21 protein-coding genes are annotated in these 21,705 nt (G+C 30.3%); 6 read left to right on the plus strand and 15 right to left on the minus strand.

Features of this window, described 5'->3' with window-relative positions:
* Positions 1-147: 147 nt before the first annotated feature.
* A complete protein-coding gene (locus J3477_RS12810; RefSeq protein WP_206870339.1) occupies positions 148-1,413 on the minus strand; it encodes a glycoside hydrolase family 27 protein in 1,266 nt (421 codons plus the stop codon).
* 189 nt (positions 1,414-1,602) lie between these two features.
* Between J3477_RS12810 and J3477_RS12815 the strand changes: the two genes are divergently transcribed.
* Both J3477_RS12815 and J3477_RS12820 read left to right on the plus strand, forming a co-directional pair.
* Positions 1,603-2,499: an AraC family transcriptional regulator gene (locus J3477_RS12815; RefSeq protein WP_206870340.1), complete on the plus strand. Its 897-nt coding sequence runs from the start codon at positions 1,603-1,605 to the stop codon at positions 2,497-2,499.
* 130 nt (positions 2,500-2,629) lie between these two features.
* Complete coding sequence (locus J3477_RS12820) at positions 2,630-4,243, plus strand: alpha-amylase family glycosyl hydrolase (RefSeq protein WP_206870341.1); 1,614 nt, start codon at positions 2,630-2,632, stop codon at positions 4,241-4,243.
* Positions 4,244-4,364: 121 nt separating this feature from the next.
* Here the strand turns inward: J3477_RS12820 and J3477_RS12825 are convergent, their stop codons facing one another.
* From J3477_RS12825 to J3477_RS12835, 3 genes are read right to left on the minus strand one after another with little or no spacing between them, the layout of a single operon-like run.
* On the minus strand, positions 4,365-4,550 hold the full coding sequence (locus J3477_RS12825; RefSeq protein ID WP_206870342.1) for a transcription initiation factor TFIIIB: 186 nt from the start codon (positions 4,548-4,550) through the stop codon (positions 4,365-4,367).
* Positions 4,543-5,742, minus strand: a complete 1,200-nt coding sequence (locus J3477_RS12830) for a DUF2812 domain-containing protein (protein ID WP_206870343.1) — start codon at positions 5,740-5,742, stop codon at positions 4,543-4,545. Before J3477_RS12830 ends, J3477_RS12825 begins: the two co-directional genes overlap by 8 nt.
* Positions 5,735-6,067, minus strand: coding sequence for a PadR family transcriptional regulator (locus J3477_RS12835; RefSeq protein WP_206870344.1), 333 nt, complete (start codon positions 6,065-6,067; stop codon positions 5,735-5,737). The genes J3477_RS12830 and J3477_RS12835 overlap by 8 nt, the downstream gene beginning before the upstream one ends.
* Positions 6,068-6,501: 434 nt before the next feature.
* Here J3477_RS12835 and pcp point away from each other — a divergent pair, with 434 nt between their 5' ends.
* Positions 6,502-7,146, plus strand: a complete 645-nt coding sequence (pcp, locus tag J3477_RS12840; protein ID WP_206870345.1) for a pyroglutamyl-peptidase I — start codon at positions 6,502-6,504, stop codon at positions 7,144-7,146.
* A 499-nt stretch (positions 7,147-7,645) separates the two neighbouring features.
* Here pcp and J3477_RS12845 read toward each other — a convergent pair whose 3' ends face one another.
* Positions 7,646-8,638: a MerR family transcriptional regulator gene (locus J3477_RS12845; RefSeq protein ID WP_206870346.1), complete on the minus strand. Its 993-nt coding sequence runs from the start codon at positions 8,636-8,638 to the stop codon at positions 7,646-7,648.
* Positions 8,639-8,927: 289 nt separating this feature from the next.
* On the opposite strand from J3477_RS12845, the gene J3477_RS12850 reads away from it, so the two are divergent.
* The 3 genes from J3477_RS12850 to J3477_RS12860 all read left to right on the plus strand — a co-directional run bounded on the left by J3477_RS12850 (position 8,928) and on the right by J3477_RS12860 (position 10,470).
* The gene (locus J3477_RS12850; RefSeq protein WP_200266752.1) at positions 8,928-9,263 is read left to right on the plus strand and encodes a PadR family transcriptional regulator; all 336 of its coding nucleotides are present in this window, start codon (positions 8,928-8,930) and stop codon (positions 9,261-9,263) included.
* A complete protein-coding gene (locus tag J3477_RS12855; RefSeq protein WP_206870347.1) occupies positions 9,251-9,949 on the plus strand; it encodes a permease prefix domain 1-containing protein in 699 nt (232 codons plus the stop codon). The genes J3477_RS12850 and J3477_RS12855 overlap by 13 nt, the downstream gene beginning before the upstream one ends.
* Before the next feature lie 107 nt (positions 9,950-10,056).
* Positions 10,057-10,470: a hypothetical protein gene (locus tag J3477_RS12860; RefSeq protein ID WP_206870348.1), complete on the plus strand. Its 414-nt coding sequence runs from the start codon at positions 10,057-10,059 to the stop codon at positions 10,468-10,470.
* Between the two features lie 288 nt (positions 10,471-10,758).
* Here J3477_RS12860 and J3477_RS12865 read toward each other — a convergent pair whose 3' ends face one another.
* The 10 genes from J3477_RS12865 to J3477_RS12910 all read right to left on the minus strand — a co-directional run bounded on the left by J3477_RS12865 (position 10,759) and on the right by J3477_RS12910 (position 21,697).
* Positions 10,759-10,899, minus strand: coding sequence for a hypothetical protein (locus J3477_RS12865; protein ID WP_206870349.1), 141 nt, complete (start codon positions 10,897-10,899; stop codon positions 10,759-10,761).
* A gap of 91 nt (positions 10,900-10,990) precedes the next feature.
* On the minus strand, positions 10,991-12,271 hold the full coding sequence (locus J3477_RS12870) for a helix-turn-helix domain-containing protein (protein WP_206870350.1): 1,281 nt from the start codon (positions 12,269-12,271) through the stop codon (positions 10,991-10,993).
* Positions 12,272-12,736: 465 nt separating this feature from the next.
* Positions 12,737-13,531, minus strand: a complete 795-nt coding sequence (locus J3477_RS12875) for an HAD family hydrolase (protein ID WP_206870351.1) — start codon at positions 13,529-13,531, stop codon at positions 12,737-12,739.
* A 504-nt stretch (positions 13,532-14,035) separates the two neighbouring features.
* Positions 14,036-14,773: a chitin disaccharide deacetylase gene (gene chbG / locus J3477_RS12880; RefSeq protein WP_206870352.1), complete on the minus strand. Its 738-nt coding sequence runs from the start codon at positions 14,771-14,773 to the stop codon at positions 14,036-14,038.
* A gap of 766 nt (positions 14,774-15,539) precedes the next feature.
* Entirely contained in the window at positions 15,540-16,526 is a 987-nt protein-coding gene (locus J3477_RS12885; RefSeq protein ID WP_206870353.1) for a beta-ketoacyl-[acyl-carrier-protein] synthase family protein, read from the minus strand.
* Positions 16,519-17,535 carry a Gfo/Idh/MocA family protein gene (locus J3477_RS12890; RefSeq protein ID WP_206870354.1) on the minus strand — a complete coding sequence of 339 codons (1,017 nt, stop codon included), beginning with the start codon at positions 17,533-17,535 and terminating at the stop codon, positions 16,519-16,521. Before J3477_RS12890 ends, J3477_RS12885 begins: the two co-directional genes overlap by 8 nt.
* 12 nt (positions 17,536-17,547) lie before the next feature.
* Complete coding sequence (locus J3477_RS12895; RefSeq protein WP_206870355.1) at positions 17,548-18,714, minus strand: radical SAM protein; 1,167 nt, start codon at positions 18,712-18,714, stop codon at positions 17,548-17,550.
* Between the two features lie 255 nt (positions 18,715-18,969).
* Entirely contained in the window at positions 18,970-20,082 is a 1,113-nt protein-coding gene (locus J3477_RS12900; RefSeq protein WP_206870356.1) for a UDP-glucuronosyltransferase, read from the minus strand.
* A gap of 33 nt (positions 20,083-20,115) precedes the next feature.
* Positions 20,116-21,453: a hypothetical protein gene (locus J3477_RS12905; RefSeq protein WP_206870357.1), complete on the minus strand. Its 1,338-nt coding sequence runs from the start codon at positions 21,451-21,453 to the stop codon at positions 20,116-20,118.
* On the minus strand, positions 21,446-21,697 hold the full coding sequence (locus tag J3477_RS12910) for an acyl carrier protein (protein WP_206870358.1): 252 nt from the start codon (positions 21,695-21,697) through the stop codon (positions 21,446-21,448). The genes J3477_RS12905 and J3477_RS12910 overlap by 8 nt, the downstream gene beginning before the upstream one ends.
* Positions 21,698-21,705: the final 8 nt, after the last annotated feature.

Raw genomic sequence — 21,705 nt, forward strand, 5'->3', positions numbered from 1 at the left:
TGGTTTAAAAAAATGAAAAAGGTAATTATGCTATATATTTTATATAACATGAATTACCTTTTCTTCAAAATTTATTAAGTTTAACTTTTAACATTGCTCTTGAATAACATAGCAAGATACGTTTAATTTGACTTGATAAATATTTATTTACTTAATCTTGTAAAACTTGCCTTCATGGGGCTTTACTTTAACACTAAGAATTTCACTTGAAAGCTGTGAAGCTTCATGCTGCCATAAATCTCTTATAGTAATCTCTCCAGTTATATCTATTTCCTTAAGAGCTATACTAATCGCTCTCTCTTCCTCAGATAAATTGAATAAGGCCACGTATTTCTCTTCTTTTCTTCCTTTAGCTGTCCATATAGCTTTTTCTTTATCTCTATAAAACTCCTTGTTTGAATTAGAATACTTCAATACCTCTAAAACCTCTTCATTTGTTATAAGCTCTAAGGTCCACTGATCATTATGTGTCATCTCTCCTCCAAACATAAGAGGTGATCTAGCTATAGACCATAAAGTCATTAAAGTCCTCTGCTCTCTCCTTGTAAAGTTAGTCCATTTTCCTTTGCCTTCAAACTGATGCTCTCTAAGACAAATATGTCCAAAAGGAAGCATATCTGCATCTGGCCAATGTGTAGGTCCCATATGTTCATTCCAATTTCCTAAAAGTTCAAATTGCTTATATAGCTGCTCCCAAGTGTCCCAAAAGTCTCCGGAGATTCTCCACATATTTGCATATTTCTTTAAATGTTCTGCTTCTTCTAAAGGCGCTGGTCCAGGTGACAAGCTAAAGACCACCTCTCTACCACAGTTATCTAAAGCATTCTTTATAAGTTCAACTTCTCCTTTTGCATAAGGAAAAGATAGATCATCTACTTTTATATAATCTATTCCCCACTCTGCATACATATTTATTATAGAACTATAGTACTCTTGAGCCCCTTCTTTTGTAGCATCTATTCCATACATATCAGTATTCCATGGACATATAGAATTAATATCTGCAATATCCTTTGCAAACTTATCTGAGCCTAATATTTGAGTATTTTCCTTTACTGCCTGTTTAGGGATGCCTCTCAATATGTGAATACCAAACTTTAATCCCTTGCTGTGAATATAATCGCCTAAAGCCTTAAAGCCTTTTGCATCTTTGGCACTTGGAAATCTATTTACTGAAGGAATCAGTCTCCCATATTGATCCATATCTAAAGGAGCATATGGATGATACTCAGTTGAATCTGCTGTTGGTTCGTACCATTGAATGTCTACCACTACGTATTTCCAACCATATTCCTTTAAATACTTTTCCATATAGTCTATATTTCCTATTACTTCTTCTTCTCTTACACTTGCACCATAGCAATCCCAGCTATTCCATCCCATAGGAGGCGTTAATGCTATATTTTTACTCATCTATAATCTCTCCCTTTTACTATATATTTTCTTAAAATTGCATTATAGAGTTATCAATTAAAAGCACTTGTTCATGTCTATAATCATTGATTAATAGCACAATATTGCTTAAAATATAATTACAAATTTATGTTATCACCTGTGTGTATACGGCACAATTGTAATATAATGCTTTTGGAGGGTAAAATATTGCTATACGGAAATTCTACACAATATCAAAATTCTTTTGGTTTTCACTTTCTAAATTCGCCTAAGAATTCTCTTTATCAATTAAAATCAATAGGTTGGGAGATACGTACCTCAAAGAGCTACAGCTGGGATGGTATGAAGAGAAATGAGGACAATGAACATTGTATCTTTCAATACACTTTATCAGGTTCAGGTGAAATTCGCATTAAAGACAAGATTTATTCACTTAAAAAGGGTGATGCCTTCCTGGTAAAAATCCCAGATAATCATCATTACTACTTACCTGAAAGCAGCGATAAATGGGAATTTATCTATATACATCTATACGGACAAGGTGCCATTAATGAATGCACTGACCTATTAACTTCTTATGGAAATGTGTTTAAGCTATCATCTAATTCTCCAGTTATAGCTTACCTTTGGAAGGTTTATTGGGATGCAGTAAATAACAATATAGAAAATGGATATCAAACTTCTTCCTTTGCATATAATTTTATAATGGATTTACATAGAAGTAAGAATGTATTAGAAAGTAATATAAGCAACAAATACAGCTTAAGCATTGAGAATGTAATAAATTTTATTGAACATAATTTTTCTACTGAACTTACTTTAGATGATTTAGCAAAAGTGGCTACCATGTCTAAATTTCACTTTAATAGAACCTTTAACACTGTAGTTGGTACTACCCCTTGGAATTACCTGACTAAAATAAGACTTGAAAAAGCAGTGGGATTACTGCTTAAAGATAATATATCCATTGATTGTATTGCTAAAAAAGTAGGTTTTTCTGGTGAGAACTACTTCAGTAAAGTATTCCGAAAATATCTTGGTATGTCCCCAGGAAGATTTAGAGAAGAACATTTTGAGATAAATAACTACTCACTTAAACTTTAGATGTACCACCTCATGCTTAAATTTATATTTTCGGATTGAAGTGTTTCATCTTTTTCTATAATTTATCACAATTGAATCACCAATTACTGTGAATTATAATTATTATATATCCTAAAAAAGGGGGGATTTTATGAGAAAAAAGCTAACCTTACGAACTATAGGCATATATATTCTTGCAGCTATTGTAATCGGTTTAATCATATTTTTATTCTTACCTAGAAGCACTAAGAATAAATATGACAAAGAAGCAAATGAAAAACTATTAAATGCAACGCACAAAAGCTATACTCCAATAAATTACTCTACAAATAAAGGCTATAAAGATCGAACCTTTTATGAAATATTCGTAGCATCCTTTAATGACAGTAATGGAGATGGACTCGGTGATCTAAAAGGTGTAGAACAAAAGTTAGATTATCTCCAAAGCTTAGGCATATCGGGAATATGGCTTATGCCTATAAATGAAAGTCCAAGCTACCATGGTTATGATGTATCTGACTATTATAATGTTAGAAAGAAATACGGTACCATGGATGATTTATATAGTCTTATAAACGAAGCTCATAAAAGAGATATTGCGGTATATATGGATTTAGTAATAAACCATACTAGCACTAAAAATCCATGGTTTATTGAATCCCTAAATAACAAAGATAGTAAATACAGAGATTATTATCTTTGGACACAAGATTCTAAAAAACTTGATGAATATTCTAGCATAAACACCATGCCTTGGAGAGCTATAAGCAAGGATAATATTTATTATGGAATATTCGCAGAAGACATGCCTGACTTAAACTATGACAATCCTGAGGTTAGAAAAGAAGTAAAAGATATCGCTAAATACTATCTTGATATAGGGATGGATGGCTTCCGTTTAGATGCTGCTCGCCATATATACGATGGAGAACTAGATAAAAATCTTAAGTGGTGGAAAGAATTTAACAGCTACGTAAAGAGTGTTAATAAAAATGCTTTGCTAGTAGGTGAAGTTTGGGATAAGACAGAAGTGGTTTCTGACTACTTAACAGCATTAGATTCTTGTTTTAATTTTGACTTAAGTACTGATATCGTCAATTCAGTTAAGGATAATAACTTTAAAGATTTAGCTTCTGCATATTCCTTTATGCAATCGGTTGCTCAATCTAAAAACAAAGATTATCTGGACAGTACCTTCTTAGGCAATCATGACATTAACAGAACAATGAGTACTTTAGGTTCAGTAGCTAAATGTAAAACTGCTGCAGCAATACTTCTTACGCTACCAGGTACTCCTTATATCTACTACGGTGAAGAGACGGGAATGACTGGAGTAAAACCGGACGAAAAGATACGGGAACCTTTCATATGGGATGACAAGGATAAATTAAAAAATACAAGCTGGACCTCGGTAAGCAATGACAACAAATCAATAGCTGTCAATATCGAAGAAAAAAATAAAGATTCTCTCTTAAATTTTTATAAAGCTTTCATTAAACTTAGAAATAATAATCCTGTTTTAAGATATGGTAGCTTTGAAGCCTTAAATACTGGTAATTCTAAAGTATTAACTTTCACTAGAATTTATAAGGATGAAACCATAAGTGTATTTATTAATAGCAATGATGATGATCAAACAATAAAGCTATCTCCATTTAAAGGCACCGTACTATACTCCTCAGAAAGCTTAAGCGGTGATATTAATATAAGAAATGAGTTAAAGCTCAAAAAGGGGGAAATTTTAATAATTAAGAATACTAAATAGATATACTACTTTTAGACAAAACTCAAATTATCAAGAAACTTACTAGTACTCCTGATGAGAAAACAATATAGTTTACACAAAAAAATGGGATAGAGCTATCTTTTAAGCTCCATCCCATTTTTCACCTAAATTTTTCTGGATGTTTTACTTTCATAGATAAAATGTGACCACAGTCCGTGCATATTTCTGCAATAACATCTGAGCCTGTGGAAAAAATACTATCAATCGGGTACATTCTTCCCTGTGCCATATGTTTTCCTAAGCCAATTTTATTACTTCCACAAACAGGACATAGCTTTTCACTCATAGAGCCCCTCCTTACATCCTTTTTTAACCCTTAAATAATATAAAATGCTATTTATAGTGAAGATACTATATTCTATTAGTGCAACACCAAATAATACCATATCTATTATAAATATTTCTTCTAAACTTCTTTTTTTCGTCACCATTATATATATCCAAAATGAACTTACTATTGCATAAATTATTATCATAGGCACATACAATATACAATAATAGGTGGCTACCTTTTTTGCATGGCTTATTTTATCAGCGATATCGCTATACATCTTTGGAGCCTCTCCATTTTCGTCATAATCCATGGCCCATATATTCCATTTTTCAGTTCTTGAATTTGAACTAAAGTATAATTTCCATCCAACTTCTTTATTTATTTCAAAATATTCTTTAGTCACTTGCCTTTTAAAGTCTACAGAAAACTTCTTATTTACCGTACTTCCTTTTAGAAAATAGAACTTTCCACCTGTCTTACTTATCTTATATAAATTAAAGCCTCTTTTTTCCATTTTTTCAAGCCACAATTCTAGTTTATCTGGATATGTGACCCATGCAATTTTTCTCTTAACTACACTTTTTTTCTTACCAATATATATTTCATCATCAATATCTTTATAAGCATCATAATTACAAGCAAATTCAATTCCCTCTGCATATTCTATTCTCTTAGTTGATGATTTCACTTTAAAATGTGTATAAGCTAAAAATATACATATACTTAATTGGGCTAGTAAATATAATATTCCTAGTATGTTGAGAGTCTCACTGTAGTTCACTTGTACTTGCTTTAAGCGTAAAATTGATTTAGTAAAGAATCCTAATATTAGTGGAAATAATATAAAAAATCCAAGTGCTGTGCCAGAATAATTTATAAGCTTATTATTTCTTTCAATAACAGAATTTCTGCTTGGCATTATATTTATGTCCTCAGATTCATTGATTAATATCTTCCATCCTTTATGCTGCGAAATTATCCTCCAACCACTGTTATCTAAGCTTTTAGAGATATAATTACTTTGATTATTATCGTATATGATTCTATAGAACACTTTACTCTTTTTTGCCTTTATTAACTTAAATATTCTAAGCCCAAAGTCTACAGACTCTAACTTATAGCCTCTTAAACCCATATCCCGTAACCATTCTTCTGTTTTCTTAATATCATAACTCCAAAAGAGTCTTACTACTTTCTTATCCATTAAATCTCCCCCCTAACTGCCTTGCATTATTATTTAGTTCTTCTAACCTACTAATCTCCAATTTTAAAAGCGACTTTCCAAGTTCCGTTATTTCATATATGGTCTTTCTATCTTCATTAGAGTAAACCATAACTATTTCATCCTTCTCCATCTTACTTAGTGTTCCATATACTGTGCCTGATCCAAGAATTATTCTACCTTTAGTTAGACTCTCAACTTCTTTTATTATTCCATAACCATGCTTTGGCTCATATAAAGACAATAATATATAGAAGGCTGTTTCAGTCATCGGCAGATATTTTTTTATAACTTTTTCTTTTTCCATATAATCCTCTAAGCATCATTTATATTGATGTCTCACCTATAATTAATTTTAGATTTTAAATTATCCCATCAGAACTTGTGAGAGCTTTAAAAATAAATTCAGTATCAAAGTTCTTCATCTTTAATTAATAATCAAAAGCTAATATGTCACAGCGTGACATATTATACTTATACTATATCACACTGTGACATATATTCAAGAATTATTTTCCATATATTCAATAAATTTTAATGTTATACAAGCAATTCATAAAGTAGTATTATATTTATAGATCATGAAAGTAGAGTTATAATAAATTAAACAGCGTTACCAAACTCCTTTCAAACGCGCATTTTGTGCGTAACTTTTTAAAAAGTTTTAATTTTAAAAAGTTATAATTTAAAAAATTTTAATTTATATAAAGTTAAAAAGTTATAGAAATTGGAGGTGCTATTTTGAAAGTATTAGTAACAGGCTTTACCCCTTTTGGAGGAGAAGCTATAAATCCATCCTTTGAAGCAGTAAAGGCTTTACCAGATAAAATTAGCGAAGCTGAAATAATAATTCTTGAAGTGCCAACGGTGTTTCATGAATCAATAGAAATCTTAGATAGAGCCATTGAAATGAATAAGCCTGATATAGTTATTTGTGTAGGTCAAGCAGGCGGAAGATTCGATATAACTGTTGAAAGAGTTGCGATAAATATAGATGATGCACGAATTGCGGACAACAAAGGAAATCAGCCTATTGATGAACCCATATTTTCCGATGGACAGCCAGCTTACTTTGCTAATGTTCCTATAAAGGCAATGGTTAAAAAGATTAGAGAAGCAGGTATTCCCGCTTCGATTTCGAATACAGCTGGAACCTTTGTATGCAATCATATTATGTATGGTTTAATGTATCTTATAGATAAGAAATATTCAAATGTAAGAGGAACTTTTATACATGTTCCATATATTCCTGAGCAAGTAGTTGATAAATATAACGCTCCTTCTATGGAATTGAGTTTGATTACAAAAGCATTGAAATTAGCTATACAGGCAGCTATAGAAAATAATACTGATGCTATAAAGGTCCCACTAGGTACTTTATGTTAGATATATAAGCACTCATTTAAAAATGAGTGCTTACAATCTTATTAAGAAAAGGCTATGTTTAAGAGTATTGTTGAAATTAATTGGTTATAAAGGAGGTGCTATATGAGCGAGCTATTAGAATTAAATGATTTTGTCAGATGGAATGGCTCTAAAAAATCGCTAATCGTTCTTTATTAGTGATTTTTTTACGCATCTGCCTTTTCTGAGCGTACGTGAAGAAATTCTGGCAGGCGATATATTTTTACTTTTTACTTTTTAATCATATAGCATTTTTTATTTTATTAAATTTAAGATATAAATTTTTTATAGAATGCATGGATTTTTAAAAAGTAAAACTGTACTGTTCGAACGTAGTGAGTTTACAGTTTTAGCCATGGAATATGATAAAATCATATTAATTCTTTGCGTAAGCTCATTAAAGCATCGGATTGATAACCACTTAATTTCAACACGGTGCTTTAACATCGCCTAAGAAAAAAGTATTTTAATACACAGCTAATTAGACATTAATCTGTTTCTCTTTTACTGGCAAAAGTAAATCTATTTGAATTGTGCTGTCTTCTGGAGATACCATGTATTTGTTTATATAATTAAGATGCTCCTCCATACACTCTCGTTCTATAACTTCTTCTTTGTAATTCAACTCATATTTATCATTATTTTGTGCACAATTATATAACCTAAACCATTCATCAAAAGCTCCCATTGGAATCATATAAGCGCAATACAGTCCACCTTGAAAATACTTTTTAGTAAATGGTGGTTTCACTTCAAATCCTTCTGGTATAGTAACCCATCTTTCATAGCCGTGATCACTTCCATCCGGAACATTCCCATTGGGATTATTAAACCCGTAATGTCTAAAATCCGGCTTAACTTCATGAAGCCTTGACTCTCTAATAAACTTATTCAGAAGCTTTCCTGTTTCGATTTCTGGTAATCCACCTATACAATGAACACTAGCAACTGTAGCAGGTGGAAGGTATATGATTCTTACATCCTTATCTTGTAATTTGTTTAAATTTTCATTTGCCTTATTTAATTCTTCCATGGATTTTTCTCCTTTAAGATTAATTTTAGAAAGGCTTAAAGGTTCGACAATTTTTAAAATATCCTGATCTTCTAGCAAATCGAAATTGATACCAATTTTTGTACCTTCATTTAACCGTTCAATTAAACTATTTAAGCTATTCTTAATTGTAGCTAAAGCTGCTATCTCGTTATCAATCTCTGAAATGTTCTCTAAGAATATTTCAACTATGTGTGTTTGTTCAGTATTTTGAAAAATAGATTTTATATGCTTTAGAGATATGCGTAATTTTCTCAAAACTATTATCTGTTGCAATCTTCTTACATCTGATTGATCATAAGTACGATACGCATAATCCTCTTTCTTTTTACTTTGCAAAATTCCTATTTGTTCATAATACCTCAAGGTTCTTGTTGAAATATTAAAATTCTTTGATACCTCACTAATTGTCAATAAATTCATTCCTTCAGCTCCTTTCTGACTTAATGATAAAGTACGACACGACGTCAAAGTCAATAGTTTCCAAATCTTAATTAAGCAAAAATTTAAATATATCTTTCCTCGCAGAATACAACTTCTAATTTGTATTATATAAAATTTTTCCAACTAGTTGCAATCTATTACACGATGCAAATATGCCATCTTATATATAAATTAGAACAATTTGTTAATTAAGTAAAAACATCCTTGACTTACATAGAAGTTCTAGGTAAGCTATATACATAGAACTTCTATGTAAGGAGGTGCAATTTTGCTATCAAAAGATTTAACTGCAGCATCAACGAGACCACTTATACTTTCATTTTTAGCTAAACAGGAAAGCTATGGTTATGAAATAATAAAAAACATTCAAGAGTTATCGAATAATGAAATAGTCTGGAAGGATGGAACTCTTTATCCTGTTCTAAAAAAGTTATGTGAAAGTGATTTAGTTGAATCTGAATGGAAAACTGTAGACGGAAGAAAAAGAAAATATTATAGAATAACAAAAGCTGGCTTAAAAGCCTTAGAAAGCGAAAAGCTTCAATGGCAGGTAGTAAATGATACTTTGAATAATATGTGGGGGGATTCTATATGTTTCAATTAGAAAAATCATTATCAGACTGGAAGAAAAGGCTAGCGGCAAGTAATTCACTAACTAGTTCTGATATTGAAGAACTAGAAAGTCATCTACTAGATGAAATAGACGCGCTTAAGAAAAAGACCCTAACTGAAGAAGAAGCTTTTTATATTGCTTGCAGTAGAATAGGATCAGTGGATCTCCTTACAAGCGAATACAGCATAGTTAATTCAAACTTTTTATGGATAAAGAAATTCCTTTGGCTCATTAGTGGATATTTAATAATACGCTTTTCAGAAAAACTAATAACAACTTTATCAATTTTTATTACTACCACATTCTTTAAAAGAATTGATTTACATGCTCATGAACTTACCTACATAAGTTTTGCTATTAATATTCTTTTATCAATAACAATATTATGTATTTTATTCCTACCGAAGATTAGAGGAATTGCATACTTTCAAGCAAAGTTTAACTACCTACTTGTATATAAAAAATGGCTACTAGTAATAGTATTTATTATATTCGTCTTTATGAATACAATGGGATTTTCATATATAAGCCTTCCTATGATTAGAGAATCAGTGATGTCTCAGCAGTATGGTTATATATCAACAGGAAATCAATATTCCACTTTTATCTGGACTACTACTTTATGCTTATTATTTATTTTATTATCTTTTAGAAGTTATAAGAAGCAGATTAATTAGATGTTGATTTTTAATATAAAATTATTGAAAAACGATAAGGAACACTATATACTTTATACCATACATTGGAAATAAATTGTTATATGTAGATATGGAGGATATATTATATGCGCAAACTTTTTCTAGGCATTATTCTTATACTGATACTTTTACAATCAATAGTTTTATATTTGTTTTTCAGTGATAAACTTTCGCTGTATCCAAATAACTTAGTAGAAATAACTTGGCTCTGCATATCTTCATTATCTATTTTATTTGGAGTTTTATTTTTTATAGTAAATAAGAAAGTAAAGGTACCAACCGTAACAATAGCGACTGTTTCATTCTTTGGAATAGTTATGTTTCCATTTATGATTTTTAAGATATGGATTATTGTATTTATTACAATTCTACTGGCATTTGCTTTACATCTTTATACTTACAAAGATAATAAACTTTCTATACTGCCAGTAATATCATCAATTATGGGAATTTATTCACTTGGACTATATTTGCTAATGCACTGGATTGCTTCAATGTAGATAAATTTTTAAAAATTGGATTATATTTTAATGAACTTAGACACATAAGCTTAACTATTGATATCTTTAATTTTAAAAGAGCGAAGTATTCTTAATAATACTACGCTCTCGATCATTAGCTTAGTTGTCTCGTCTAATTGCACTTTTAACCACAAATAATAAGTATCACATTAATGTTATAAATAGTAATTAATAATTTCTATATTTTAAAATTTTTAATATACCGTATATATTTTGAATTTATAAAATATATCGCTTACTTGTCCAAATCAATCTATCTGAGACATTTTAATATGTTCCTGTAGGCCAGTCTCCCATAGTTGTATAACTATTTCCTAAATTACTAATAGAGTTTTTACTAACAACTGGCACAACAAGCATTGAAACTAAAAAAACACCAAGCAAAACTTTTGATAGCTTTTTAAACATTTAATTCTCACCTCATTTAGTTATTATATCAATATTATATTATATATAAACCAACTTTACACCATATTTGTTTAATAATTACACTAAAATATTACACAAATTCTTCAAGTTTATTTAATAATTCTAAAGATTCATTACGCTCTCCTTCAATAGCTGCTACTTGTGCAAGCTTATATATTACATATCCTTGCCCATCTTGTTTCCCATTATCTTCTAGTGTCATGCGAAGTCTATTCATTTTTTCTTTTATAGTATTATAATCATTTTTATACTCTAATACCTTTACTAACTCTCTATATAGTTCAACAAGTGTATGAAAATTTTTATATTCTTCTGCCATATCTATTGCTAACTCAAATAGCATTATACTTTCATCATATATCCCTTGCTTAAAAAGAATTTTACCTTTCCCACCTAAAGTACTTGGCAAAGCTTCCTTATTTATCTTAATTTTTATTCTTTGAGCTTCACTTATATAATGCAGACTATTTTTGTAGTCCTCCACCTCATAATAGTAATCAGCTATACTTTGGTAAAGTAACCCCAAAACAACTTCATCCTTATTACGCACTATGTCAACAAGTTCAAGATATTCTTTAATCGCCTCATCTAACTTTCCAGTCTCAAGAAAAACATTTCCCCTCATAAGCTTAGCGTTATTAATATACACTTCATAAGCTTTATCTTTATTAACTAATATATTTTCTTCAATTATTTTTAAACACTTATCATATTCTTTCATGTGTCCATAAGCTACGGCTAGTGAATGATTAGCTTTAAAATACGCTAACTGATCGTCCACTTCCATAGCATAACAAGATCCCTGACTATAGAAAAATACCGCTTCTTCATAATCACTTCTCATTATCTTACAGTAACCTAGACTATTATAAACTTGAGGTTGCTGTTTATACATTCGTAATTCTTTATATTTCCCCAAAGCATTATTTAGATCTATAAATGCTTTAGAATAATCTTTTTCATTAAGATATATTCGTCCATTAATCTTATATGTATCTGCAAGCAAGTCATCTAAATTAAATCTTTTTTCTATTTCAATAAGTTCCTCTAACTTTTTATGATTTAATTTTTCTTCATCCTTCAACTCATTTTGACAATAATATCTTGCATCTTCCTCTGGCTGTCTGTAAAAATATTCATCATCTATGTCAAGTTTTACTGATATTCTATCTGCAATTTCTTTAAATCTTTCAACTAGTCTTTTAGAGCTAGCTTTACTTACAGATCTTTTTCCACTTTCCATCATGCTAATAAAGGCTCTAGTCATGTTAATACCTTCTAGTTCTGCCTGATTAACTCTAAACTTTTTCCTCATTTGCTTGATTTTATCGCTTGGATTATAAAATTCCAAAATACTCCCCCCATTTACTATCTATACACTTTTTAGATACACTTATTTATCATTATGGTTTTTCCCCAAACATAAAGTTACCCATTAATAGAAATAAATGTTAATCAACAATAATATATTAATTGAATCCAAGGAAAAAAGCAAGGTGTCCATCAAGCTAGTTATCAGCGATTCCTAGCTTTTAATACGTTCTATTTTCTCTCTATTTTTATAAAAACTATAAAAAAACACTCTCTCAATATCTTACGTGGCTTAACCAATAACTTTCTTCACCACAATTTAATTATTAATGTATATTAAGCGATTTTAAGTAACAAATCAAAACCGATACAGTTAATTTGTAGAATTATTACATATTTACCTTATTTTTTGAATAAGAAAAATTTTTACTAAAAAATTTAGGAAAGGTTCAAAAAATCAAACCTTTCCTTCCAAATACTATATATGTTTAAGAATGTTTTGAAATTAATCTATAAGCCCAAACTCCTTCATTGCATTATAGATTCCATCCTCAAGAATGCTTGAAGTCACATAGTTTGCTTCTTTCTTCAGAACATCTACTGCATTTCCCATAGCAATTCCTGTTTTTACTGTTTTAATCATCTCTATATCATTGAAACCATCTCCAAAGGCAAAGGTATCCTCCATATTCATCCCTGTTAATTGTATAAAATGCTCAATAGCATGGGATTTTCCCCAATCTTTAAAGGATACATCTGCAGACATATGTGGTCCATGAGAATTAAAAACAAGTTGATCTTTAAAATATTCAATGCATTTGTTCAAGCTTTCTTCTTTCGAATAAAATATATCTAAGGTATTAACTTTAATCTTATCTATATCCCATTCCTTTAATAAGTAAGGTTCACCAGTGAACATAGAATTGTACTCCTCAACTCTTGCATGGGGCATGTTATAGGCGTAGCCCTCATGAAGACCATTAAAACAACAGCTTATACCTAACTCATCAAAAGACTTTTGTAACTGTTTTACTGTGTCTAAATCAATTAATCTATGATAAACATCCTTACCTTCATGAACTATATGAGTACCATTTCCTGCTATATACCCATCGAACATGTCCTCCCCAAATTCTTGAATGATAAATCTAATCGGTCTCCCACTGCAGACAAAAGCTAAATTACCTCTTTTTCTAAACTCTCTTATAGCTACCTTAGTACTTTCTGGCATTATAACTTCCTTGCCATTAGAGCTAATTAATGTTCCATCTATATCAAAAAACGCTATCTTTCTTTCCAAGTTTCTCACCCCATTTTATCACTAATACTTATCTGCTTAAATTTTGTGCTAAAGTATTGGTAAATCTATATATTTTTATAATTTTAGGCTATTTTAAAAATACTTTCGAAATTAAGTGGTTATACAGGAGATGCTATATGAGCGAGCTATTAGAATTAAATGATTTTGACAGATGTAATGGCTCTAAAAAATCGCTAATCGTTCTTTATTAGTGATTTTTTTACGCATCTGCCTTTTCTGAACGTATGTGAAGAAATTCTGGCAGGCGATATATTTTTACTTTTTACTTTTTACTCAAATAACTTTTTATTTTCTTAAATTTGAGATATGAAATGTTTATAACGAGTATTGATTATTAAAAAGTAAAACTGTACTGTTCGAACGCAGTGAGTTTACAGTTTTAGCCATGGAATATGACAAAATCATTTAATTCTTTGCGAAGGCTCATTAAAGCATAGGATGTATAACCACTTAACTTGTCGAACATTTAAAAAATTACAAACTTTATATGTCTGTAAAATCAATTAGTTTTATATTATTAGCTTCTATATATTTAACTAGCTTTTCACTCTTTAGAGTTACAAGTTCATACGCTCTTTGAGTATTATAACTGCTTAAAGTTAAAAGATCTTTATCTATATAAGCCGGATGAGTCATCAACTCCATCTCATTCAAGTACTTATTTTCTTCTAATATATTTAAAAGAGCTTCTTCACTTATATTTTCCTGTCCGTAGAACCTTTCACAAAAATTGTGAGAATGTATAACACCTTTTGAATCCATATACTTTTCAGCATCTCTTGTAAGCCCTCTCATCGGAACTCCTAACTCTTTAGCAAACTGTACAGCAATTGCAAAGTTTTTAGTTGTTGCACCGTGGTGGAAATCAATATGAGTTGGCTTAAAGCCTGTACTTAAAAATTTATCTATTTGAGCTCTGTACTCTTTTCTTATTTCTTCTTCATCGGCAGCTTCTATTTTTTCGAAACTATGTTCAAAAAATCCTTTTTCATTAACTAAGGTTTTTAATCCTTCACTTAGAGGTTTACCTGCAGTAAGTACTAAATGTATACCTACTTTTAAGTTTTTGTTTTGTCGCATTAACTCTATTCCATGTTCAAAACCAGGTGCATTTGTAAGCATTGAAGTTGAGGTTACAATCCCTTCTTTAAAAGCCTCTAATATTCCTAAATTAACACCTCTTGTAAATCCAAAATCATCTGCATTTATAATTAGTTTCATACAGAATTCCCCCTTATACTCTTATCAATAATTTATTTAATTTAATAGAATCTTAATTTATACATAAAAACTTTTTATAGCACACCTATAAGTATAGATAAGTAAACCTTTCCATTCAACCATTGCTATGTAAATATTTATGTTTTTCAAATTCTGAAAATATCAGTAGTCCTATATTATGGAGTCCTAGTTCAACTATTAATTTATACAAGCCTGAAAATCCCAAGAAGCTAGGATTTTCAAACAAATATAAAGTAAGTTTCGACATAGTAACTCTTCATTAAGGTATATTATTGTAAAACTTAATTAATACTTATAATATCCTTTATATTTATAAAATACCTCAAGAGGTTATAATTTTCTTTACATTAGAAAAGTCACTGAAACAAACTTATTCAGCGACTTTAACCTTTGCTATAATGCTCATATAAACTTTTCAACCTAAACTCTATAAACCTTCTTGACTTTATTATCCATAGATGTATAATAAATCAAATATAATAAACTCATGTTAATCTAAATTATTTTTATATTTAAGAGAGGATTATCTTATGAAAACTAAGCATAATAAAAATGAAAATTCACTAAATACTAAAATTTGTACCATATTAATTTACTTTTTATGGCTCCTGTTAGCAATTGTAATATTAGGCACTTTCTTTCTATGGAATAAAACAAATAGCTTTACATATGTTATCTCTGGAGCATTGGTAGTTATAGGTCTATTTATAAATATCCACCAATTTAAAAAAGTCAAATCAAACAACTAGAAATACTTTAAGAAAACCGCTCCACTATTCATTCCCATAAAATCAGAGCCAATAGCTAGTAAAATAATTTCATCTCCTATTTTAAAATCATTTTTATCTGTGAAATCTTTGAAGTTTCTTATTATATCTACATCCCCAATATGTCCACCAAGATAGTTATTATAAAAATTCTCATCTGGAACCTTATACAACTTATAATAGGTGTTAAAAAAATTATCAGCTATGTTCTGAATTATTATTTTATTAGCATTCTTAAATTTTTCTTCATTTGAAGCAACCAATTTGGCAAATACTCTTCTCATAGCCTCAAAGGTCCCCATTTTGTTCTTTAAATAATTATAGTACGGATCAACTAACTCTGAACTTTTATCAAAATTATAGGCTGCAACGCTCATGCGACCATTAGATGCCGAGGTTGAACCAACTATATTAAATCCTTTTTGATCTATGTCATCTCCAATTAGCATTATGCCTGCTCCATCACCTAATATAGTAAATTCTATAAAGCGCTCTTCATCATTACTCAAAAAATAAGGTGATATTATTAATGAAAATTCACCTTCTATTACATTAAGTGAATTTGCCATTTTTATGGCTTGAATTGTACTTGAACAATCTTGGTTAAGTATCACTACTGTTGCATCATTAAATTCAAATTTCTCTTGAAGGTAATGTGGGACACTTATATTTCCACCATAAATATATTCTTCGTAGCTTGTATAGAAGATTGTTTTTATCTTAGCTTTATCTATATCAAGTTTATCAAGCATTTTTGAAACAAGCTTAGATAACACCTCAACAATTTCATCTTTTCTTCCAACTGCTATACTGTGCAAATCTGTTTCCTTAACATACTTTTCAATACTTTCATAAATATCATTGCCATTACTCGCTTGTCTAAATTGGTTAGAATTAAAAAGTATTTCCTCTGCTGAAACTATATTCTCAGGAATATAATAATCTGAATATAAAATCTTAGCCATTATACACCTCTGCTCCTTTATAACTTTTTATTGATGATTTCGCTGAATTATATATATCTTCCATTAGCTTTATTCTCTCGTAAGATTCATGTATTGGTATACTCTCTCTTCTGCCTTCCACTACATCAACTAAAAACTCAAGCTGGTTTGTATAATAATTGGCAGCATCAAATTGTAATTTTTCTTTATTGCCTGTAGCCTTTTCCTCTATTAAAATATTAATTTTGAAGTTACCAAGACAGGCCCTAAAAAAATCTTTTACTACTACCTTTACCTTTTCAAATTCCAGATGCTGTTCTACTTTATATGGAAGTTCAAAGGAAGCTATAAACCCTGTTTCAAAATCATTTTTATACCTCATCTTTGCTGAGAAAGTAGAATCAATACCATTAGGTCCATTAAAACTAGAGTTACCTTCATAGGAAATCGGATTAAGCCCTATTACCTCCTGTAAAAATTGAAACCAGTAACAGCTTAAGTCATAAAAAGCCCCTCCCCCTCTTTCAGGAAAGTTTCTATAGCTATTAACATTATTACCTTTTGGCACTATGCATGTATAGGTGTTTATCATTTCAAGCCTTCCATACTTATTAGAAGTAATCATCTCTTTTATAGCAGCTTGCCAAGGATGATGTTTTAACATAACACCTTCTAAGAGCTTAATATCTTTTTCTGCTAACTCACTTAGTATCTCATCAAACTCAGCTTTATTTAAACACATAGGCTTTTCCACTAGTATGTGCTTTCCTGCTTTAATGGCTTTTATTATCCATTCTTTATGAAGATCATTTGGAAGAGCTATATAAACACAATTTATAGCTTCACATTTAAGAAGTTCTTCGTAGCTGTCAAAAGCCTTCTCTATACCATACTCTTTAGCATACCTTCTTGCATTCTCTGAGTTTCTGCTTGCAATTCCATAGACTCTAAGTCCTTTAACTTGTTTTGCCGGAGTTATTATGGCCCTAGGCACTATGCTGGAACAGCCTATAATTCCTAGATTTATCACAAAATCACCATCCTAATTTCCATGCAAGTGAAGAAGGTTGCATTTTGAACAAACAGGGGTAAGCTTACTGCTTATAATTTCTCTTACCTTTTTGTATTCCTCACTGTGCCATATTTCAGATACACTTGCATTATTTAAATTACCTATGGTAAACTCTGAGAAAAATTTACAAGAAGACACGGCTCCATTAGGATAAATATCCATTCTAGTTGACACCGCAAGACAACTTCTCTTTTGAAGATTCTCCACTTCTGTTCCTAATATAAAATCATCTACATCCTTCATATCTAAATCAGGTTGAAATCTTACTCTTATATCCCAAACTCTGCTGTTTATCTTTTCTATCTGTTGCTTAAGAATCTCTATATTTTCTGGTGAAACCTTATAAGTAAAGGAATGCCAGCTTTTATCCTTCTTATTATCGTCTATCCACGAGAAATTTTCGTTAAAATAGTTATCCATATTGCAAGCAGTTTCTTCTGCTATATACCAAGGATAACAAAGCATTAACATATCTACTCCCATTTGTTCAAAGAATTCAACTAGCTCATATAGTTTAGGTATGACGCTGTCGTTGATCACAGTATGAATAGAAATCTTCCCTTTATAAACACATTTTTTCTTTAAGTCTAGTAAGGTATTTAAGCTCTCCATAGTCTTATTGAAGTTTCCCTTACCTCTAATTAGATCATTATCTTCTTCAAATCCTTCTACAGGAACTAAAAGTTCTAGATTATCTGATAGTTTGATTATAGAATCAAGCTTTTCAGGTATAAGCAATGCATTAGTACACATAGCAACTTCTCTAGGGTCATCTACAAGCAAATCTGTTAGTTCGTCAAAATGCTTATACACTAAAGGTTCTCCCCCCCACAAATATAACCTAGATTTTACTTTTTCAGTTTCCTCAAGTACTTTTTTTAAAGTATCCAATGATATATCTGTCTGCTGCTCTTGCTTGTCCATATTTCTATGAAAGCCCTTTTCGTTCCATTCATAGCAGTGCTTACATCTTAAATTACATCTATTAGTTAGCTTTATTCCAACTACCTCTGGAAGCTCCGTTGCATAGCAGGGATTATTTTTTCTATTTCTTAAAGGATCTGATATATTTTTTATAGTCCTCTTTAGTACCTCTAAGGACTTCTCGTCATAATGAACTTTTGTTTTAGGCTGCATTATTTTACCTTCTTTCAACCTTTAATTTTATATAGATGTACAATTCTTAAATCTATTATTTTTCTTCTTATTTATTGTTAAAAACAATGTGTAACTATGCCGCTATAGCATTAAAGCAACTTACATAGCTACACATTAATAGGGGTGGCATTATTTAAATACATATAATCTTAATTTATATAAATCTCTAACTCATCTTCTAGCTTATACTTGTTCGGCAATCATCATAAACCGTGATTATCGAACAAGTATAACTTAACTTTTTGTATTAAAGCTCTTTATATACTCTGAAGTGTAGTCCTTAGTTAATGCTTTCTGCTTTAAAAGATTAATGTGCAGCTTATTTAATATTTCCATATCAAAGCCTGCCTCTTTCCACTTATCGTAACTTATTCCAAAGCCTAAGCTCTCCCAAAGCTCTGCATTCTTTTTTTCATGATCTCCAAATGGATCTAATAGAATTATAGGAGTGCAAGCATTTAAGGAATCAATAAGAGTTCCCCCACCTGGCTTACTTATCATTGCTTTGCAGCTTTTTGCCAGGTCAAAAGAAGGGTGATATTCATCCTTAGTGACAAATTCAGGCTCTTTATTAACTATAATTTCTGCAAAAGGAGGAAAAACAGCTTTTTTATCTGTCTCATCCCTCCAGGCTGTCCACTGAGGGTCCACCATAAAATATCTATTAGCAGCATTTTTATGGCTTGCCTCTTCTTTTTTATAAGCTATTATATCTAACCCAAAGCCCTGTGCTTCAAGTTCAGGAATCTTATCTCTATATGTTCCCATACCCCATCCACCACCGTGAATCATAAATCTATTTTCTCTTTCATCAAAAGGAATAACTTCATCCTCTTCAATTCCAATTGTGTACTGCACTTCATTGTTAGCATAATCAAAGAGAAAAGTTTCATCATAGTTATCTGAGTAATTTTGTATATATTTATTTAAGGACTTCCATGAAGGAGATGGCTTGCAATCTATATAGACAATCTGAGCATTTATTTTTTCAAGCTTGAATCTTTTCTTATACTCCTCAAGTAGGAATATCCAATGCCCTGATAAAACTATAAAGTTTTTAACCTCATTTTCTTTCCATGAATTTAATAGCATGTCCACTTTTTCCACATCAATACTTTGTCGTATATCCCAAGGCATTCTTTGAGCTACAAGCGCAGCCTTAAAATTATCGTGGTAAGCTGTTTTATTTATTAATATATTGTCTCTTTTATCTTTAACAACATAATTTTCAAATACTACAACTTCTGATTCTATATCTTTCTTCATAAAATTATTGTTAATTAATAGTCCTGGAACATAAAAACCTAAGCCGAAACCAGAGCATAATATAACCACTTTACTGTTCATTTTTCCACCTTCTCATTTTGAAAATTTTATTTATCAATTAGAACTACTTATGCCTATTTCCTTTAATGCTCTTATGAGAATGTTTGCTAGTTCTTCAACCATATCAATATCTTTGTAGAACATAGCAAAATAGAATCTTCCTTTATAGTTATTTAAGGTTTTATTCATGTCCAATAGCTTATTTATGAATATAGTATTGCTACTCAAAGGCATTATACCTTTGGCAAAAGAAGGTTTAAAAAGTATGTTGTTTCTTGAGAGTGCATTAAGAATATCAGAGTAATTTATATCGTTATTGAAGGATACATTTAGAAAAGTAAAACCACAATTTAACCCAAGGCTATGAGCGTATTTATCAAGCTCATGTTTAATAAGGCTCATGGATTTTCTTGCATTTATTTCTACTATTGGACATATAGTTTGATCCTTTAAAACCATCGAATCTACACAGACATCTCCATAGTATCCGTCTTCATAAAGCTTTTTAGCTGTTTTCTCCATTATTTCAAAATAGGATTGTTTCTTGATAAACTCCATAAATTCTTTATCAGGAGTATACGATCCAAGATAGGATAGCCCTGTATTTCTTACTTCCTGTACAGATATGATTTCAAAGCTTCCATCTTTATGAATTTTGAACTGACACGAAAAATCTTTTGCTTTTTCTAGCAAAGGTTCAACAATAAACTCTACCTTTTTTCCTTTTTTCTCTTGCATTTCCACATATGATACTATTCTCTTAAGTATGCTTTCGTTTGAAATTATTAAATTACCTTTTCCAGACACACCAAAGGAATCTTTTATTATTATGTTTCCTAAGTCTAAATACTTCATTCCTTCTTCATAAAGCTCTTTTGAGGAATAAATCAATTTAATTTTATTGTTAGTTCCTAGTTCAAGGTTAAGCTTAGATGAATATATTTTTGAATTTACTTTTTTTATAACTTCTATTGTTGGATAATTAAACTGCCTATGATATAAACCGCTCAGTGTATAAGCTTCTGGCAGAACTGCAAAGGTTTCTAGATTGGCTTCTTCAGATAAAAGTTTCTTAACTTCAGTGTTTTCATTGGTTATTAATAATTCACATATATTTTTATTTTTCTCTTCTTTAGATTTGTCCTCAGAAAGGCTTGTACTATTATATTTAAACTCAAAACCTAATTCTTTCAAATATTCAAGTTGATTAATATCAAGCTTATATCTTGTAAGAACTGTATCATCGTTATCACAAAGAATTAAAAGTAGTTCATCCATAGCCTTTACTATATTTTCAGATTGTTTATCAGGTATTTCAGGTAGCTTGGCTAAGTTTTCTTCTCTCCAATACTTTTCAGCATTAAATTCTCCATAATAGATGCTTTTACTCATATATTGCACCTTTTTGCATCTCTATATATTCACCAAAAGTATCTACTGATCTTAGACAATCCATATCAAATTCATCAAAGTCTATTTGGATATCAAACTCATCTTCTATTTTTAAAATAATATTTATAAGTTGCAGAGAATCAATACCTAAATCGTTTAACAAATCAGTAGAATTAAGTATTTTTTCCTCTAAAGACTCATCTTCTTTTACTTCGCATATTATTTTTACAATCTTTTCACTCATAAGTTTCT

The organism is Clostridium zeae, from assembly GCF_017312485.1.
GTDB lineage: Bacteria > Bacillota > Clostridia > Clostridiales > Clostridiaceae > Clostridium_AR > Clostridium_AR zeae.

Excerpts from the sequence above, each read along its gene's own strand:
- J3477_RS12810 (WP_206870339.1), bottom strand. The coding sequence starts at position 1,413 with ATGAGTAAAAATATAGCATTAACGCCTCCTATGGGATGGAATAGCTGG.
- J3477_RS12820 (WP_206870341.1), top strand. The coding sequence starts at position 2,630 with ATGAGAAAAAAGCTAACCTTACGAACTATAGGCATATATATTCTTGCA.
- J3477_RS12825 (WP_206870342.1), bottom strand. The coding sequence starts at position 4,550 with ATGAGTGAAAAGCTATGTCCTGTTTGTGGAAGTAATAAAATTGGCTTA.
- J3477_RS12830 (WP_206870343.1), bottom strand. The coding sequence starts at position 5,742 with ATGGATAAGAAAGTAGTAAGACTCTTTTGGAGTTATGATATTAAGAAA.
- J3477_RS12835 (WP_206870344.1), bottom strand. The coding sequence starts at position 6,067 with ATGGAAAAAGAAAAAGTTATAAAAAAATATCTGCCGATGACTGAAACA.
- J3477_RS12845 (WP_206870346.1), bottom strand. The coding sequence starts at position 8,638 with ATGAATTTATTGACAATTAGTGAGGTATCAAAGAATTTTAATATTTCA.
- J3477_RS12855 (WP_206870347.1), top strand. The coding sequence starts at position 9,251 with ATGTTTCAATTAGAAAAATCATTATCAGACTGGAAGAAAAGGCTAGCG.
- J3477_RS12860 (WP_206870348.1), top strand. The coding sequence starts at position 10,057 with ATGCGCAAACTTTTTCTAGGCATTATTCTTATACTGATACTTTTACAA.
- J3477_RS12865 (WP_206870349.1), bottom strand. The coding sequence starts at position 10,899 with ATGTTTAAAAAGCTATCAAAAGTTTTGCTTGGTGTTTTTTTAGTTTCA.
- chbG (WP_206870352.1), bottom strand. The coding sequence starts at position 14,773 with ATGAAACTAATTATAAATGCAGATGATTTTGGATTTACAAGAGGTGTT.
- J3477_RS12885 (WP_206870353.1), bottom strand. The coding sequence starts at position 16,526 with ATGGCTAAGATTTTATATTCAGATTATTATATTCCTGAGAATATAGTT.
- J3477_RS12895 (WP_206870355.1), bottom strand. The coding sequence starts at position 18,714 with ATGCAGCCTAAAACAAAAGTTCATTATGACGAGAAGTCCTTAGAGGTA.
- J3477_RS12900 (WP_206870356.1), bottom strand. The coding sequence starts at position 20,082 with ATGAACAGTAAAGTGGTTATATTATGCTCTGGTTTCGGCTTAGGTTTT.
- J3477_RS12905 (WP_206870357.1), bottom strand. The coding sequence starts at position 21,453 with ATGAGTAAAAGCATCTATTATGGAGAATTTAATGCTGAAAAGTATTGG.
- J3477_RS12910 (WP_206870358.1), bottom strand. The coding sequence starts at position 21,697 with ATGAGTGAAAAGATTGTAAAAATAATATGCGAAGTAAAAGAAGATGAG.